General features: G+C 68.7%; 13 protein-coding genes. 4 read left to right on the top strand and 9 right to left on the bottom strand.

Going from position 1 to position 13,931, the window contains the following annotated elements; translation table 11 throughout:
• Positions 1–6 precede the first annotated feature (6 nt).
• Positions 7–333, top strand: a complete 327-nt coding sequence (locus tag ACYQ1H_RS00715; protein ID WP_460026206.1) for a DUF4156 domain-containing protein — start codon at positions 7–9, stop codon at positions 331–333.
• On the opposite strand, the gene tilS is transcribed toward ACYQ1H_RS00715, so the two are convergent.
• From tilS to ACYQ1H_RS00700, 3 genes are read right to left on the bottom strand one after another with little or no spacing between them, the layout of a single operon-like run.
• Positions 308–1,744, bottom strand: coding sequence for a tRNA lysidine(34) synthetase TilS (gene tilS / locus ACYQ1H_RS00710; protein WP_460026205.1), 1,437 nt, complete (start codon positions 1,742–1,744; stop codon positions 308–310). The genes ACYQ1H_RS00715 and tilS overlap by 26 nt on opposite strands.
• Entirely contained in the window at positions 1,737–2,702 is a 966-nt protein-coding gene (gene accA / locus ACYQ1H_RS00705; RefSeq protein WP_460026204.1) for an acetyl-CoA carboxylase carboxyl transferase subunit alpha, read from the bottom strand. The genes tilS and accA overlap by 8 nt, the downstream gene beginning before the upstream one ends.
• Positions 2,703–2,732: 30 nt before the next feature.
• A complete protein-coding gene (locus ACYQ1H_RS00700) occupies positions 2,733–3,452 on the bottom strand; it encodes a dienelactone hydrolase family protein (RefSeq protein WP_460026203.1) in 720 nt (239 codons plus the stop codon).
• A 184-nt stretch (positions 3,453–3,636) separates the two neighbouring features.
• Between ACYQ1H_RS00700 and ACYQ1H_RS00695 the strand changes: the two genes are divergently transcribed.
• Together ACYQ1H_RS00695 and ACYQ1H_RS00690 are read left to right on the top strand one after the other, a co-directional pair.
• Entirely contained in the window at positions 3,637–4,563 is a 927-nt protein-coding gene (locus ACYQ1H_RS00695) for a ZIP family metal transporter (RefSeq protein WP_460026202.1), read from the top strand.
• 4 nt (positions 4,564–4,567) lie between these two features.
• Positions 4,568–5,248 carry a TMEM165/GDT1 family protein gene (locus tag ACYQ1H_RS00690; RefSeq protein ID WP_460026201.1) on the top strand — a complete coding sequence of 227 codons (681 nt, stop codon included), beginning with the start codon at positions 4,568–4,570 and terminating at the stop codon, positions 5,246–5,248.
• A gap of 12 nt (positions 5,249–5,260) precedes the next feature.
• Here ACYQ1H_RS00690 and ACYQ1H_RS00685 read toward each other — a convergent pair whose 3' ends face one another.
• Positions 5,261–6,097 carry a cytochrome C assembly family protein gene (locus tag ACYQ1H_RS00685; RefSeq protein ID WP_460026200.1) on the bottom strand — a complete coding sequence of 279 codons (837 nt, stop codon included), beginning with the start codon at positions 6,095–6,097 and terminating at the stop codon, positions 5,261–5,263.
• Positions 6,098–6,177: 80 nt separating this feature from the next.
• Between ACYQ1H_RS00685 and ffh the strand changes: the two genes are divergently transcribed.
• The gene (ffh, locus tag ACYQ1H_RS00680; RefSeq protein WP_460026199.1) at positions 6,178–7,548 is read left to right on the top strand and encodes a signal recognition particle protein; all 1,371 of its coding nucleotides are present in this window, start codon (positions 6,178–6,180) and stop codon (positions 7,546–7,548) included.
• A gap of 63 nt (positions 7,549–7,611) precedes the next feature.
• Here the strand turns inward: ffh and ACYQ1H_RS00675 are convergent, their stop codons facing one another.
• The 5 genes from ACYQ1H_RS00675 to ACYQ1H_RS00655 all read right to left on the bottom strand — a co-directional run bounded on the left by ACYQ1H_RS00675 (position 7,612) and on the right by ACYQ1H_RS00655 (position 13,836).
• Complete coding sequence (locus ACYQ1H_RS00675) at positions 7,612–8,964, bottom strand: metallopeptidase TldD-related protein (protein WP_460026198.1); 1,353 nt, start codon at positions 8,962–8,964, stop codon at positions 7,612–7,614.
• Complete coding sequence (locus ACYQ1H_RS00670) at positions 8,961–10,433, bottom strand: TldD/PmbA family protein (RefSeq protein ID WP_460026197.1); 1,473 nt, start codon at positions 10,431–10,433, stop codon at positions 8,961–8,963. Before ACYQ1H_RS00670 ends, ACYQ1H_RS00675 begins: the two co-directional genes overlap by 4 nt.
• Positions 10,434–10,543: 110 nt before the next feature.
• On the bottom strand, positions 10,544–11,404 hold the full coding sequence (locus ACYQ1H_RS00665) for a L,D-transpeptidase family protein (RefSeq protein WP_460026196.1): 861 nt from the start codon (positions 11,402–11,404) through the stop codon (positions 10,544–10,546).
• A 198-nt stretch (positions 11,405–11,602) separates the two neighbouring features.
• Entirely contained in the window at positions 11,603–12,847 is a 1,245-nt protein-coding gene (ispG, locus tag ACYQ1H_RS00660; protein ID WP_460026195.1) for a flavodoxin-dependent (E)-4-hydroxy-3-methylbut-2-enyl-diphosphate synthase, read from the bottom strand.
• 128 nt (positions 12,848–12,975) lie between these two features.
• Positions 12,976–13,836 (bottom strand): NADP-dependent methylenetetrahydromethanopterin/methylenetetrahydrofolate dehydrogenase, encoded by an 861-nt coding sequence (locus ACYQ1H_RS00655; protein ID WP_460026194.1) that lies wholly within the window; start codon positions 13,834–13,836, stop codon positions 12,976–12,978.
• Between the last annotated feature and the right edge of the window lie 95 nt (positions 13,837–13,931).

The following is a 13,931-nucleotide window of genomic DNA, read 5'->3' as shown; positions in this document are numbered from 1 at the left end:
TCCGGAATGCCGATGATCCCGAAGTCGAGTGCGCTGGCCCTGGTCTGCCTCGCCGTCGCCGGCTGCACCGCCTGGGTCGATCTCAAGCCCCAGGGACAGGGCGTGCGCATCCTGACCGAGCGCGACGTCAGGACCTGCAAGCGCATTGGCCATGTCACCTCCACCACCACCGCATCGGTGGCCTACCTGCCACGCGACGACGAATCCGTGCAGGAGGAACTGCGGCGCCTGAGCCGCAACTACGCCGGCGCCATGGGCGGCAACGCCATCGTGCCGACTGGCCCGGCGGCCAACGGCGAACAGTCCTTCAATGTCTATCACTGCCATCCGTGAGCGGCCCGGCCGGCCATAGTCCGGCCGGCGGTTCCCAGCATGGCCTGACCACCGGCCCGGCCGCGCCGGAAGCGGCGAACTCGGCGGCCAGCCAGTCGCCCACGGCGGCCAGCCGTCCCTCCAGGTACACCAGCGGAACGCGCTCCCGTACCCAGGGCGGCCAGCCGCGTTCCTGGAACAGCTTGCGCAGCTCGTGACGTCCCTGCCGTCCCGGCAGGCGCAATGCCTCGCCCCCGCGGCGATAGCCAACCCGCACGGTGGCCTGTTGCCACAGGTGCTCGGGGATGCCGGGGGCTCCGGCGCCGGGACGGATCAGGCGCAGATGGCCATTGCCGCCCGGCAGCGCCAGCCTGGCGGCGTCGGCCGGCCAGTTCAGCCCCTCCGCCGGCAGCAGCGATTGCAGCGTGGCCAGCGCGGGCAGGGGTGGCGTTAGGTAGAGCCGGCCGCGATAGCGGCGCACTTCCCCTTCGCGCCAGCACACCAGGGGATTGCGGTCGGCGGCGGCACCCAGCAGGTCCTCGCGCATGGCCTGCACGATCCGGGCGGGCGGTGCGCGGAAGCCGTGCCTGGCCAGCCAGCGACGCAGCATCAGCGCCTGTTCGGCCGGCGTGGTCCCGAGCAGTGCCGGGACGGCGAGCGAGCCGGCCTCCTCCGCCCGCGCGTCGGCCAGGAGCCGTTCGCCGAGACCGGCCAGCAGCGCATCGGCCTCGGCGCAGTGGCGGGCGGTGCGCGACAGCGTCGCCGACAGGGCCGGCCAGCGCCGCCGCAGCAGAGGCAGCACGTCCCGCCGCAGGAAGTTGCGGTCGAAATCGGTCTCGGCGTTGCTGGGATCTTCCACCCAGGTCAGCCCGCGCGCGCGGGCATGGTCGGCCAGCTCGGCGCGTGTGGTGCGCAGCAGGGGTCGCGCCAGATGGCCGGGACCGAGCCGCGCCAGGGCCGGCATCGCCGCCAGCCCGGCGACGCCGGCGCCGCGCAGCAGTTGCAGCAGCAGGGTTTCCGCCTGGTCGTCCTGATGCTGGGCCAGCAGCAACAGCTCGCCGGGGCCGAGGAGATCCGCCAGCGCCCGGTAACGGGCCTGGCGGGCGGCGTCCTCGGGACTCTGGCCGGGCGCAGGGTGGGCGTCGACCCGCAGGACGGTCAACGGCAGGCCCAGGTCGCGGCAAACGCTTTCGCAGTGCCGGGTCCAGCGATCGGCGTCCGGGTGCAGGCCGTGATGCACATGCACGGCGCGGAGATGGTACCGGCGCGGCGCCGGCAGACCGGCCGCGAGATGCAGCAGCACGGTGGAATCGAGTCCGCCGCTGCAGGCGACCCAGTGAACCGGGGCGGCGGGGCAGGCGGCGAGGAAGCGGTCGAGCTGCGCCGGGTCGAGGCAGGGGCGGTGCGGTTCCGCCCCCGGCGCCTCAGGCACTGGCTTCTTCGTAGACGCCGTAGCTCATCAGGCGCCGGTAGCGCTGCTCCAGCAGCGTGTCCAGCGGCAGCAGGGAGAGCTCTTCCAGGTTGCGCTTGAGGGTGTTCTTCAGGTTGGCGGCGGTCTGCTCGCGGTCGCGGTGGCAGCCGCCCAGGGGTTCCGGCACGATCTCGTCGATCAGCCCGAGCTCGCGCAGCCGGTCCGAGGTGATGCCCATGGCCTCGGCGGCCAGCTCGGCCTTCTCCGCGCTCTTCCACAGGATCGAGGCGCAGCCCTCGGGCGAGATCACCGAATAGGTGCTGTATTGCAGCATCAGCAGCCGGTCGCCGACGCCGATGGCCAGCGCGCCGCCGGAGCCGCCCTCGCCGATGATGGTGCAGATCACCGGGATGCGCAGGGTGGCCATCTCGAACAGGTTGCGGGCGATGGCCTCGCTCTGGCCGCGTTCCTCGGCATTGATGCCGGGGTAGGCGCCGGGCGTGTCGATCAGGGTGATGAGCGGCAGCCGGAAGCGCTCGGCCAGCTTCATCAGCCGCAGCGCCTTGCGGTAGCCCTCGGGGCGCGGCATGCCGAAGTTGCGGTGGATCTTCTCCTTGGTGTCGCGGCCCTTCTGGTGGCCGATGACCATGACCGGCACGCCGTCCAGCCTGGCCATCCCGCCGACGATGGCGGGATCGTCGGCAAAGGCGCGGTCACCATGCAGTTCCTGGAAATCGGTGAACATCAGCTCGATGTAGTCGAGCGTGTAGATGCGCTGCGGATGGCGCGACAGCTGGGAAATCTGCCAGGCGCTGAGGTTGGAAAACACCGATTCGGTCAGCTTGCGGCTTTTTTCCTCCAGCTTGGCGATTTCCTCGCTGATGTTGATTTCGTTGTCGAACCCGACCCGGCGCAGTTCATCGATCTTGGCCTGCAGGTCGGCGATCGGTTGCTCGAAATCAAGAAAGTTGAGGTCCATGCTGGCGTCTCGGTGCCCGAAAAAAGGGCTTCATTCTAGCACTTCGGCCAGGAAATCCATGAGCAGCCGCCACGCACGGCGGTCCGCCAGCGGGTCGTAAACGGTGCCGAAAGCGGGATCGTTGGCGCGTGGATTGGTGAAGGCGTGCATGCTGTTGCCGAACAGGTGCAGCTGCCAGTCGGCGCCGCGCGCGGTCAGTTCGCGACCCAGTTCCACCGCCTGCTCGGGCGTGGCCATGGGATCCTCGAAGCCATGCAGGACCAGCAGGCGGGACTTGATCGGCGCCGTGGACGAGGGCTCGGGCGGCGTGAACAGGCCGTGGAAGCTGACCACCCCGCGCAGATCCGCACCGCTGCGGGCGAGATCCAGCACGCACAGGCCGCCGAAGCAGAAGCCCATCGCCGCCAGCCGCTGCGGATCGGCCTCCGGCTGCCGGCGCAGGGTTTCCAGCGCGGCGCGGATGCGGTCCTGCAACATCAGCCGATCCTTGATCAGGCCGCCCATCAGCTGTGCGCACGCCTCCGGACTGTCGCCGACGCGGCCCTCGCCATACATGTCCAGCGCCAGGGCGACATAGCCTTCGGCGGCCAGCGCGCGCGCCTTGTCCATGGCGAAATCGTCGCGGCCGGCCCAGGTGTGGGCAATCAGTATGCCCGGCCGCGGGCCGGGGCAGGCGTCGTCGAAGGCCAGAAAGCCCTCGCAGCGGGTATCGGCATGCGGATAGTCGACCAGGCGGGTAACGAGGCTCATGGGCATTCTCCGGGTGGCTGTGGATGGGAGGCTGGCCGCCTGTCGCGCGGGGATCGGGCCCGGCCAGCCGTCCGGGTGTTCAGCTTGACGCTCCCGCTGCGATTGCGGACCATTGCCGCGCAATTCTAATCCAATGCCGGCGCCGGTCCGGCATTGACGCCCCGTCCCCGCTCGAGAACCCATCATGACCATCCGGATTCCCCCCGCCTGGCAGGAACGCCTGGAAGCCAGCCCGTCCTACCGCCGCTTTCTGGAACTGACGCCGCTGGAGCAGAAGCTGGCGCTGGTCGGCGCACCCGCCCTGCTGGTCACGGTGCTGCTGAGCCTGGTCTACGTCTTCGTCGACCGCATCATCGCCATCGGCGCCCTGTCGAGCCTGCTGGCCGGTCTGGCCACCGGCGCCGGCGCGCTGCCGGTGCTGTTCTACCGGCGCATCACCCACCGAACCCTGAACACCATGCTCGGCGGCGCAGCCGGCGTGATGCTGGCGGCCACGGCGTTTTCCCTGATCATGCCGGGCATCCAGGTCGGCAATCAGATCTGGCCGGGTTACGGTGTCTACGTGGTCGCCGTCGGCCTTCTGGCCGGTGCCGGTTTCCTGGTGCTGGCGGATCGCTGGCTGCCCTACGAGAAATTCCTCGAGCGCGGCGAGCAGTTCGATTCCCTGCGCAAGGTCTGGCTGTTCATCGCCGCCGTGACCCTGCACAACCTGCCGGAGGGCGGCGCCGTCGGTGTCAGCTTCGGCAATGGCGACTGGCACAACGGCGTCGCGCTGGCGCTGGCGGTGGCCCTGCAGAACGTTCCCGAGGGCCTGGCCGTGGCGATGCCGCTGGTGGCGCTGGGCTATCCGCGCCGGCACGCAGTACTGATCGCCACCCTGACGGGCTTGATCGAGCCGGTCGGCGGCGTCCTGGGCGTGGCCATGGCCTCGGCCTTCCTGCCCCTGATGCCCATCGGCATGGCCTTCGCCGGCGGCGCCATGCTGTTCGTGATCAGCGATGACATCATTCCCGCCATCCAGGCGCAGGGCAAGGCGCGCTACGCCACCTTCGCCGTCATGATCGGCTTCATCGTCATGATGATCCTCGACAACCTGGTGACCACGCCCTGAGCCCATGCCCTGCAACCTGATCGCCGAGGCCGGCGCGTGGCTGGAGCACAGCCTGCCGGTCGTGGACTGGAGTCGTGTCTCGGGGGCCTCCGCGGCGGCCTTCGCTCTGGTGACGGTCGCCGAAATGGGCGACAAGAGCCAGTGGGTCTGCATGGCCCTCGCGGCGCGGCACCGGCACTGGCCGGTATTCGGCGGGGCGGTTCTGGCCTTCGCCGTGCTCAATGCCCTGGCGGTGGCCTTCGGCGCCGTTGCCGGTCGCTGGCTGCCGGAGCAGGCGGTCGCCCTGGCCATGGCGCTGATCTTCGCGGTCTTCGGTCTGCGCAGCCTGCTGTCGCGGCACACCGAAGAGGACGAGGAGGTCAGCGAAAAATCCGGTCACGGCATTTTCGCGACCACCTTCCTGATGATCTTCCTGGCGGAATTCGGCGACAAGACGCAGATCGCGGTCGCCGGGCTGGGCGCCGCCGATCCGGCCATCCCGGTCTGGCTCGGCGCCACGGCCGCCCTGGCGCTGACCTCGGCGCTCGGCGTCTGGGCCGGCAAGACCCTGGTGCGACGGCTGCCGCCGCGGGCGCTGAGCGTGACCGGCGGGCTGCTGTTCCTGGCGTTTGCCGCCTTCGCCGCCTGGCAGGCCGTCCCGGCGCCCCTGCGGGCATCGCTGCTGGCGCAGTTGTTGCCGCGCTAGCCGCAGGCGCGGTCAGGTCCGGCCAAGGATGAGTTCCAGCACCATCTTGCTGCCGAAGTAGGCCAGCATCAGGGCGACGAACCCGCCCAGGGTCCAGCGCACCGCGGTCTGCCCGCGCCAGCCATAGCGCTGGCGGCCGACCAGCAGGACGGCGAACACCAGCCAGGCCAGGATAGAGAGCACGGTCTTGTGCGCCAGGTGCTGGGCGAACAGGTTTTCCAGGAAGATGAAGCCGGTCGCCAGCGACAGGGTCAGCAGCAGCAGACCCGCGCCGATGAGCTGGAACATGAGGTTTTCCATGCTCTGCAGCGAGGGCAGGGAGCGCAGCAGGTAGCCGTCCGGATGGTGGCTGCGCAGGCAGTGGTCCTGCACGGCCAGCAACAAGGCCTGCAGGGCGGCGATGTTGAGCAGGCTGTAGGCCAGCAGGGAGGCGAAGATGTGGGTTGCCATCGGCCAGGAATGATTGCTGATCCCGCGGGTTTCCTCGGGCAGCGCGAGCTTGGCCAGCAGCACCGCGCTGGCCAGCGGAAAGGTGATGAGGGCGAGCTTGTCGACCGGCCGGAATAGGGCGGTCAGCATCAGCATGGCGTTGATCGACAGCGTGACCAGCGACAGGGCGCCGAGGAAGCTGAAGTTCGGTCCGTGCCCGGCGTCGTAGGTGCCCAGCAGGGCGATCGCGTGGCAGGTCATCGCCAGCACGCCCAGCGACAGGCCCGCCGCGCGCACCGGCGGCGGCTGTTCGCCGCCCTCGTCGAGGGCCCGGCGCAGCAGCCACAGCATGCCAGCCACCGCCAACAGGTACCCCAGAATCGCCAGAACGGCCGCTGTCCGTGAATCCATCGTATTCATGCCCTCCGCCGGCTAGTCTGGCATAATGCCGCGCCTAGATGAAGCAAGGCGCAAGCCAACAGCCCCAAGGACGCAAGCCGATGTTTGACAACCTCACCGAACGCCTTACCCAGTCGCTCAAGAAGATCCGTGGCCAGGCGCGCCTGACCGAGGACAACATCCAGGAAACCCTGCGCGAGGTGCGCATGGCCCTGCTGGAGGCCGATGTGGCGCTGCCGGTGGTCAAGGATTTCATCGAGCATGTCAAGACGCGGGCCCTGGGCCAGGATGTCAAGACCAGCCTGTCGCCGGGTCAGGCGTTCATCAAGATCGTCAACGATGAACTCGTCAGCGTCATGGGCGGCGGCAACGAGAAGATCAACCTCGCCACCCAGCCGCCCGCGGTGATCCTGATGGCCGGACTCCAGGGCGCGGGCAAGACCACCACGGTTGCCAAGCTGGCGAAGTGGCTGAAGGAAAACGAGCGCCGCTCGGTGGTCGTGGCCAGTGCCGACGTCTACCGCCCGGCGGCCATCGAGCAGCTCAAGACCCTGGCCGGCGAGGTGGGCGCCGACTTCTTCCCCAGCGATCCCTCGCAGTCCCCGCTGGACATCGCCAAAGGTGCCCTGGAGCATGCCCGCAAGCGCTACAAGGACGTGGTCATCATCGATACCGCCGGCCGTCTGGGCATCGACGAGGCGATGATGGCGGAAATCCAGGCCCTGCATGCCGAGCTGAAGCCGATCGAGACGCTGTTCGTGGTCGATGCCATGACCGGCCAGGACGCCGCCAACACCGCCAAGGCCTTCGGCGACGCGCTGCCGCTGACCGGCGTCGTCCTCACCAAGACCGACGGCGACGCCCGCGGCGGCGCGGCACTGTCGGTGCGGCACATCACCGGCAAGCCGATCAAGTTCCTCGGCATCGGCGAGAAGACCGGCGCCCTGGAGCGCTTCCATCCGGACCGCATTGCCTCGCGCATTCTCGGCATGGGTGACATGCTCAGCCTGATCGAGGAAGCCGAGAGGAAGATCGACAAGACCAAGGCCGAGAAGCTGGTCAAGAAGATCCAGAAGGGCAAGGCCTTCAACCTCAACGACTACTACGACCAGCTCCAGCAGCTGAAGAGCATGGGCGGTCTCACCGCGATGATGGACAAGCTGCCCGGCGCCGGTAATGTCCCGCAGCACGTCAAGGAAAAGATCACCGACAACGAGTGGATGCAGCAGATCGTCATCATCGACTCGATGACCCGGCAGGAGCGGGCCGACCCCGACATCATCAACAACTCGCGCAAGCAGCGCATCGCCCGCGGCTCGGGTACGGACCTGCAGGACATCAACAAGATGCTCAAGCAGTTCGAGCAGATGCAGAAGATGATGAAGAAGTTCAAGAAGGGCAACCTGCTGGGCATGATGCGCGGCATGAAGGGCAACATGATGCGCGGCCTGCCGTTCCGCAGCGGGATGTAGCGCCACCGGCGGGGCCGATTCCGGCTGTCGCTCCGTCGGCGGCCGGTTTCCCCGGCGCGGCGGTTACAGGGTGAAACGGAATCGCCGGGCCAGGATGCCGGGCACCTGGCTGCCGCCGAGGGCCCGCTGGCCATAGGTGTCGGTATTCAGCAAGGTCTCGCTGCTGGCGGTGACGGCTTCCAGTTCCGCTCCGAACAGGCGATACAGGCTTTCATCGAAGCGCAGGTCGCGGATGGGCGCGACGATCCTGCCGCCCTCCACCCAGAAACAGGCATAGCGGGTCATGCCGGTGAGGCGGGCATGCTGCAGGCCGCTCCAGTTGAGATAGTGCAGATTGCCGATGTAAAGCCCGGTATCCAGGGCTGACAGGACATCCTCATCGGCCAGCGTGCCCGGCGCCAGTTCCGGGGAGCGCAGGCCCTCGCCGGGATCGGCGGCATTGCCCGCGACGCCATATTCGCGCGCCGAGCGGGTGCTGGTCAGCAACTGCCCGAGCCGGCCCTGCTCGATGACCGGCACCGTCAGCGGCGCCATCTCGCCGAGCCCGTTGAAGCGCGGGCACAGTCCCAGGGCGAAATTTTCCCGCAGCGTGAACAGTGGCGAGAGCGCCGCCGTCCCCTCGATCAGCCGGCTCAGGGCCGAATCGCCGCGCCGGCTGGCGCCATAACTGACCGCCCCCCAGGAGAACATGGCCACGAGGGCATCGACCGCGGCCGGCGCCAGGTAGGCGCGGTAATCGCCCGGGGCCAGCTCGCGACTGGCGCCGGCCAGGGCGCCCAGCTGCCGCTGCGAGGCCTCGATCCGGCTCGCCAGGGCCTCGGCCTGCCACTGGCGGCCGGCATGCAGGTCCTTGACGGCCTTGTTCTCGCCCCGCGTATCGACGGTATACAGGGAATAGTCGAGGAAGAAACGCTCGCTGGCGTAGGCGTGGCGGGTGCCGGCGGAATTGCGGGTGGCGCGCAGCTGCGGGCCGGCGGCGTAGAGTCCGGTGAGATCGCCCGCCGCGCCGGCTTCACGGATCGTGGCCAGCACCTCGCCGGGTTCTGGCATCTCGCCGGCATGCCGCTCGTCGCTGACGCCCAGTGCCTGGATCGGCGTCAGGAAGGGGTCGGCCGGCAGCGCCTCGACCTCCCGCCGGGCGCGCGCCAGCAGCGACAGCGCGATGCCGGCATCGGATGCCGCTGTTCCGCCGAGGTCGAAGGCATAGGCCACGCGGCGACCGCGTGACTGGAACTGCATGTTCAGGCGCCGCTGTTCGACCGCCGTCGCTTGCCGCACGCGCGCCCCGTTCAGGCGCAGGTAGGTCTGGTCCTCGGCGGCCAGACCGAGCGCCAGTTCCTCCCCCTCCCGCAACGCCGCGCAGCAGGTATCGCCGAGCTCGTCGAAAAGCGCCAGGGTCCGGTCGACGAAATTCATGCGGCACCTCCGAAGACCTGCACGCCACGGAACAGGCAGGGCGGAGAGGCGTGGCCGACGCGGATGACCTGGTGCGGCTCGCCCTTGCCGCAGAACGGCGTGCCGTAGGCGCGGAAGCTGGCGGCATCACCGACCGCCGCCAGTGCGTGCCAGAAGGGAATGGTGATGCCCCGGTAGTTCGGGTTCCTGAGTACCCGGGTCAGCCGGCCGTCCTCGATCAGCCGCGCGTACTCGCAGCCGAACTGGAACTTGTTGCGGTAATCGTCGATCGACCAGGAGCGGTTGGCCTCCATCCAGACCCCGTGTTCGACCTGTCCGATCAGCTCCTCCAGCGTCGCCGTGCCCGATTCCAGGTTGATGTTGGCCATGCGGTCCAGGGGCGCCCGGTTCCAGCCGGCGGCGCGGAAATTGGCCACGCCCGGCAATCCCAGCCTTGCCTGGCTCTCCAGGCCACCGAGCCCGCGCAGCAACCGGCCTTCGCGGATAAGGTATTCGCGGGTGGCCGGCGTGCCGGCATCGTCGTAGCCGTAGGCGGCGAATTCGCTCGCCAGGGTCGGATCGAAGCTGACGTTCATGAGCGGGCTGCCATATTGCAGGCGGCCGAAGTCCTCCGGCTTGACGAAGCTCCAGCCGGCATAGTTGCGCTCGTCGCCGAGGATGCGGTCCAGTTCCAGCGGATGGCCGATGGACTCATGGATCTGCAGCAGCATCTGGTCCGGCGCCAGGACCAGGTCCAGCGTGGCGTCGGGACAATCCTCGGCATCCAGCAGCTCCAGCGCCTGCTGCCCGACCCGCTCGCAGTCCTCCAGCAGTGTGTCCCAGTCGAAATGCTCGATGCCGCCCTGCCAGCAGCGGGCCGTCGGGCCGTTCAGCGAACGCTGCTGGGTTTCGCCGCGGTGATGGGCGATGGCGGCGAAATGCTGGCCGCTCAGGTGCAGCCGCTGGTCGATGTCGGCGCCGCTGGTCGAGACATAGCGCGTGGCATGTTCCACCAGGGTGGCTTCGGCCAGGGTGGTGACAATCCGTCCGGAAGCCCGCAGCCGCTGGCAGGCCTGCACCAGCCGGTCGCTGAATTCGGCCAGGCTGGTCGAGTCCAGCCAGCGCTCGCCGGGCCCCTGGTAGCGCCCGGTGGTCGGCGGCCGCTGCGCCGGACTGAAGGCGAAGACCTTCGCCGAGGCCAGCCGCCGCGCCAGACCGGCGGCGCGTTCGCCGGCGCGGCGCAGTCCCGCCGGCGACAGGTCGCTGGTGGCGGCGTAGGCGATCTGTCCGTCCACCAGCGCCTCGACCATGACGCCGCGCTCGCAGCTGACGCGGTTGTCCTCGGGCCGGCCGTTGCGAACCTTGCGCCGATGGGTGATTTCCTCCACATAGCGCAACCCCAGCCAGTCCGCGAGGCCGGCCAGCGGTTGCAAGGACGCCAGGGGATCGAAGGCGGCGAATGCGGGCGTGAGGTGCAGCGGGACAGTCATGAGGCAGGCTCGCGGGGGAAACGGGGACGGCGAGTGGGACCGCCGCGACGGCTGGCGGTTCGGTCCCGGGTCGCGGTTTTTCCGCCCCGCCGCCCGGGGCGAGGCCGGCCTCAGTTGGCCGGGCGGTAGAGCGGATAGGCGTTGCTGCTGTGCGCCAGCTTGATCGGCGGCTTGGCCTGGGTCACGGCGAAGATCTCGCGCGTGATGCGCTCGTACAGCTCCGGTGTCCAGGACGGCAGGTTGGGCAGGCTGGCATCCAGCGGCCGCTGGCGCGGATCGCTGGGGGAAATGATGACCCTGATGTTCTCCGGACCGACATGGGCAGCCAGCACGAACAGTTCCTCGATGGCGGCGTCGCCCATGGCCAGGCAGCCCGCCGACACGCTCTTGCCGTGGATGAAGATATCGCCGCCCAGGTCGCTGCGGCCATCGTACTCGGCATGCAGCAGGTCGAAGTCGTTGGGGTAGTCGACCTTCATGGACAGGTGATAGTTGCTGTTGGGATTCAGCCGGCTGATGCGGTAGACGCCCTCCGGCACCTGGCGGTCGCCCTGGCGCAGCTTGGGTCCGCGCATGCCGCTGGCGGCCTTGATGGTGTAGGAACGGATCAGCCGGAACTTGTCGCCGTCGCGCGCCCAGAGCTCCATCTTGCGCTCGTCCTTGATGGCGATCAGGGCGATTTCGCGTGGCGGGTAGGCAACACCGGCCTTGCGGAAATAGGGTTTCAGCTGCTCCAGCGCGGCCGGCGCAAAGGCATACAGCGCATCGTCGATCGACCGGGCGCCCTGGGGAAAGCTGAACGGCGGCGAGTAGGCCGTCTCCATGGGGATGTTCAGGTAGCGTTTCGGCTGTTTCTTGCGGGAAAGGGACGACGGATGGCCAAGTTGGGTGACGGTTTCTGGCTGGCTGGCGCAGCCGACCAGCGCGAGCGCGGTCACCAGGCCGGCCAGGGTTCGGCAAACGGTATGCATCGGCAGAGAGTCCTCCGATTCGGTTGGCAACAAACTAAGGATGGGTGATATCACCGACAGCGTCGGTGCAAGGGCCGGATCATGCGGCCCGTCGTCGCGGCAAGCGGCAGCGACGGTGGACGGTTCTGCTTGCGCCGGCCGTCTGGCGCGCGGCTGAAGGGCGCGGGGCCTGGCCCGCGCCCGCGCCGGTCGGTTCGCTCAGCCGGTCGCCCCGGGCGGGGCCGGGGTCTTGCGCCCGTAGTGGCTGTCGATGTACTGCTCCACCAGGGCCTGGAATTCCTCGGCGATGCGGTCGCCCTTCAGCGTCACCGTTTTCACGCCGTCCTCGTAGACGGGCGCGACCGGGTCCTCGCCGGTGCCCGGCAGGCTGATGCCGATATTGGAATGCTTGCTCTCGCCGGGGCCGTTGACGACACAGCCCATGACGGCGACCTGCATGTCCTCGACGCCGTGGTAGCGCTTCTTCCACTCCGGCATCTTGTGGCGGATGTGCGTCTGGATGTCCTGGGCCAGCTGCTGGAAGTAGGTGCTGGTGGTGCGTCCGCAGCCGGGACAGGCGGTGACCAGGGGCAGGAACGAGCGCAGCCCCATGGTCTGCAGGATCTCCTGGGCGACGATGACCTCTTGGGTACGGTCGTTTTCCTGCGGTTCCGGCGTCAGCGAGACGCGGATGGTGTCGCCGATGCCCTGTTGCAGCAGCACGCCCAGGGCGGCGCTGGAGGCAACGATGCCCTTGGAGCCCATGCCGGCCTCGGTGAGGCCCAGGTGCAGGGCGAAATTGCAGCGCTGGGACAGCGTCTGGTAGACGGCGATGAGTTCCTGCACCCGGCTGAGCTTGCAGGAGATGACGATGCGGTTCTGTGGCAGCCCCAGCTCCATGGCCTTGTGGGCGCTTTCCAGGGCGGAGGCGATGACGGCTTCCCGCATCACCGCTTCCAGAGGTTCGGGTTCGGCCAGCTGGGCGTTCTCGTCCAGCAGCCTGGCCAGCACCGCCTGATCCAGGCTGCCCCAGTTGACGCCGATGCGGACCGGCTTGTCGTAGCGGCAGGCGAACTCGATCATCTGCGCGAACTGCGGATCGCGCCTGGAGCCGCGACCGACGTTGCCGGGATTGATGCGGTACTTGGCCAGGGCCTCGGCGCAGGCCGGGTATTTCTCCAGCAGCTTGTGGCCGTTGAAGTGGAAGTCGCCGATGAGGGGCACGTTGCAGCCCCTGGCGGCCAGCCGGTCGCGGATATGGGGCACCGCCTCGGCCGAGGCCTCGTTGTTGACGGTAACGCGGACCAGTTCCGAGCCCGCCCGGGCCAGTTCGTGGATTTGCTGGACGGTGCTGTCGATGTCGGCCGTGTCCGTGTTGGTCATGGACTGCACCACGATGGGTGCGCCACCACCAATCTGTACCGAGCCGACCTGCACCCCGACGGTAGTTTTGCGAACGATCATGGGGACAATGTCTGGATTGCGATGAGGGTAAGGGAATTGCCCGAAGTTTACCGTGAAAGCCGCCGGCCGGGCGCGTCCCGGGCTATTGTGGGTTTTCGCCCCGGCTTGTCAACGCGGCCGCCGGGCTCTCAGGCCAGGCTCTGGGCAATGGCGAAGATCTCCTCGGCGTCGAGCACCAGGTCGCTGGTCTCGAACAGCCGGGCGATGCAGGCGCGGTGCAGGGCCAGCTTGAGCGTGCCGAAACCGATGGCGCCCCAGACGATCTTGCCGGCGCGCTCGGCGCCCCGGTCCATCGCCGCCACCCCGCCGATGCCCAGCGGCGGGGTGGCGTTGGCATCGGCCAGCATTTCCAGGGCAGGCAGGTCCTGCCAGTGTTCCGGCCGCAGCAGCTCGACCCCGCTGGCGCCGGCGGCGATCACGACCTGGGCGTCCTCGATGGCACGGCCGCGATCGTCGCTGTCATAGGCCTCCACCGGAACCACCTCGATGCCGAAGCGCGCGCGCAGCTCGTCCGCGGCGTGCCGGGCGCGGCTCTGCTGGCGGCTGGTGAGGCGAATCTCCCCGGTGCCGGCGCGCGCCAGCATGACGGCGGCGCGCTGGCCGACGGGACCGGTTCCGGCCAGCACCACCGCGCGCTTGCCGGCAAGTTCGCCGCTGCCCATCAGCCTGGCCACTGCCGCCGCCGCCGTGGTGTTGCTGCCATTGCTGTCCAGCATCACGGACACGCGGAAATCGCCGAAGAAGCGCTGCCGCACCGCCTCGAACAGGGCCTGGCCGGCCTGCATGTCGCTGCCGCCGACGAAGATGGCGGTGTTCCGCTTGTCCTTGGGCGGACGGGTGAAGATCGCGCCATCGACCAGGGGCGCCACGTTGTCGGGCGTCACGAGACCGTGACCGATGACCCGGTCGGCGCCACCGTCGTAGGCGACGACGCAATCGAATACGGAAGGATGGGCGTCGGTGTCGAACTGGAACAGCAGTTTTTTCATGGGGTTCCTGCGGGTAGGCGTGGGCGGCTATGGTAAGCGGGCGGCAGCAAAAGCAGAACAGCGATTCCATGCACAATCGGTTTACGCGATCGAGC

Source organism: Methyloparacoccus murrellii (genome assembly GCF_054657115.1).
Note: the sequence above shows the minus strand (reverse complement) of the source record. Positions and strands in the feature narration are given on the sequence as shown.

Coding starts and splice junctions, on each gene's coding strand:
- ACYQ1H_RS00700 (WP_460026203.1), bottom strand. CDS start 3,452: ATGAGCCTCGTTACCCGCCTGGTCGACTATCCGCATGCCGATACCCGC.
- ACYQ1H_RS00655 (WP_460026194.1), bottom strand. CDS start 13,836: ATGAAAAAACTGCTGTTCCAGTTCGACACCGACGCCCATCCTTCCGTA.
- ispG (WP_460026195.1), bottom strand. CDS start 12,847: ATGATCGTTCGCAAAACTACCGTCGGGGTGCAGGTCGGCTCGGTACAG.
- ACYQ1H_RS00690 (WP_460026201.1), top strand. CDS start 4,568: ATGCCCTGCAACCTGATCGCCGAGGCCGGCGCGTGGCTGGAGCACAGC.
- ACYQ1H_RS00675 (WP_460026198.1), bottom strand. CDS start 8,964: ATGAATTTCGTCGACCGGACCCTGGCGCTTTTCGACGAGCTCGGCGAT.
- ACYQ1H_RS00685 (WP_460026200.1), bottom strand. CDS start 6,097: ATGAATACGATGGATTCACGGACAGCGGCCGTTCTGGCGATTCTGGGG.
- accA (WP_460026204.1), bottom strand. CDS start 2,702: ATGGACCTCAACTTTCTTGATTTCGAGCAACCGATCGCCGACCTGCAG.
- ACYQ1H_RS00715 (WP_460026206.1), top strand. CDS start 7: ATGCCGATGATCCCGAAGTCGAGTGCGCTGGCCCTGGTCTGCCTCGCC.
- ACYQ1H_RS00670 (WP_460026197.1), bottom strand. CDS start 10,433: ATGACTGTCCCGCTGCACCTCACGCCCGCATTCGCCGCCTTCGATCCC.
- ffh (WP_460026199.1), top strand. CDS start 6,178: ATGTTTGACAACCTCACCGAACGCCTTACCCAGTCGCTCAAGAAGATC.
- ACYQ1H_RS00665 (WP_460026196.1), bottom strand. CDS start 11,404: ATGCATACCGTTTGCCGAACCCTGGCCGGCCTGGTGACCGCGCTCGCG.
- ACYQ1H_RS00695 (WP_460026202.1), top strand. CDS start 3,637: ATGACCATCCGGATTCCCCCCGCCTGGCAGGAACGCCTGGAAGCCAGC.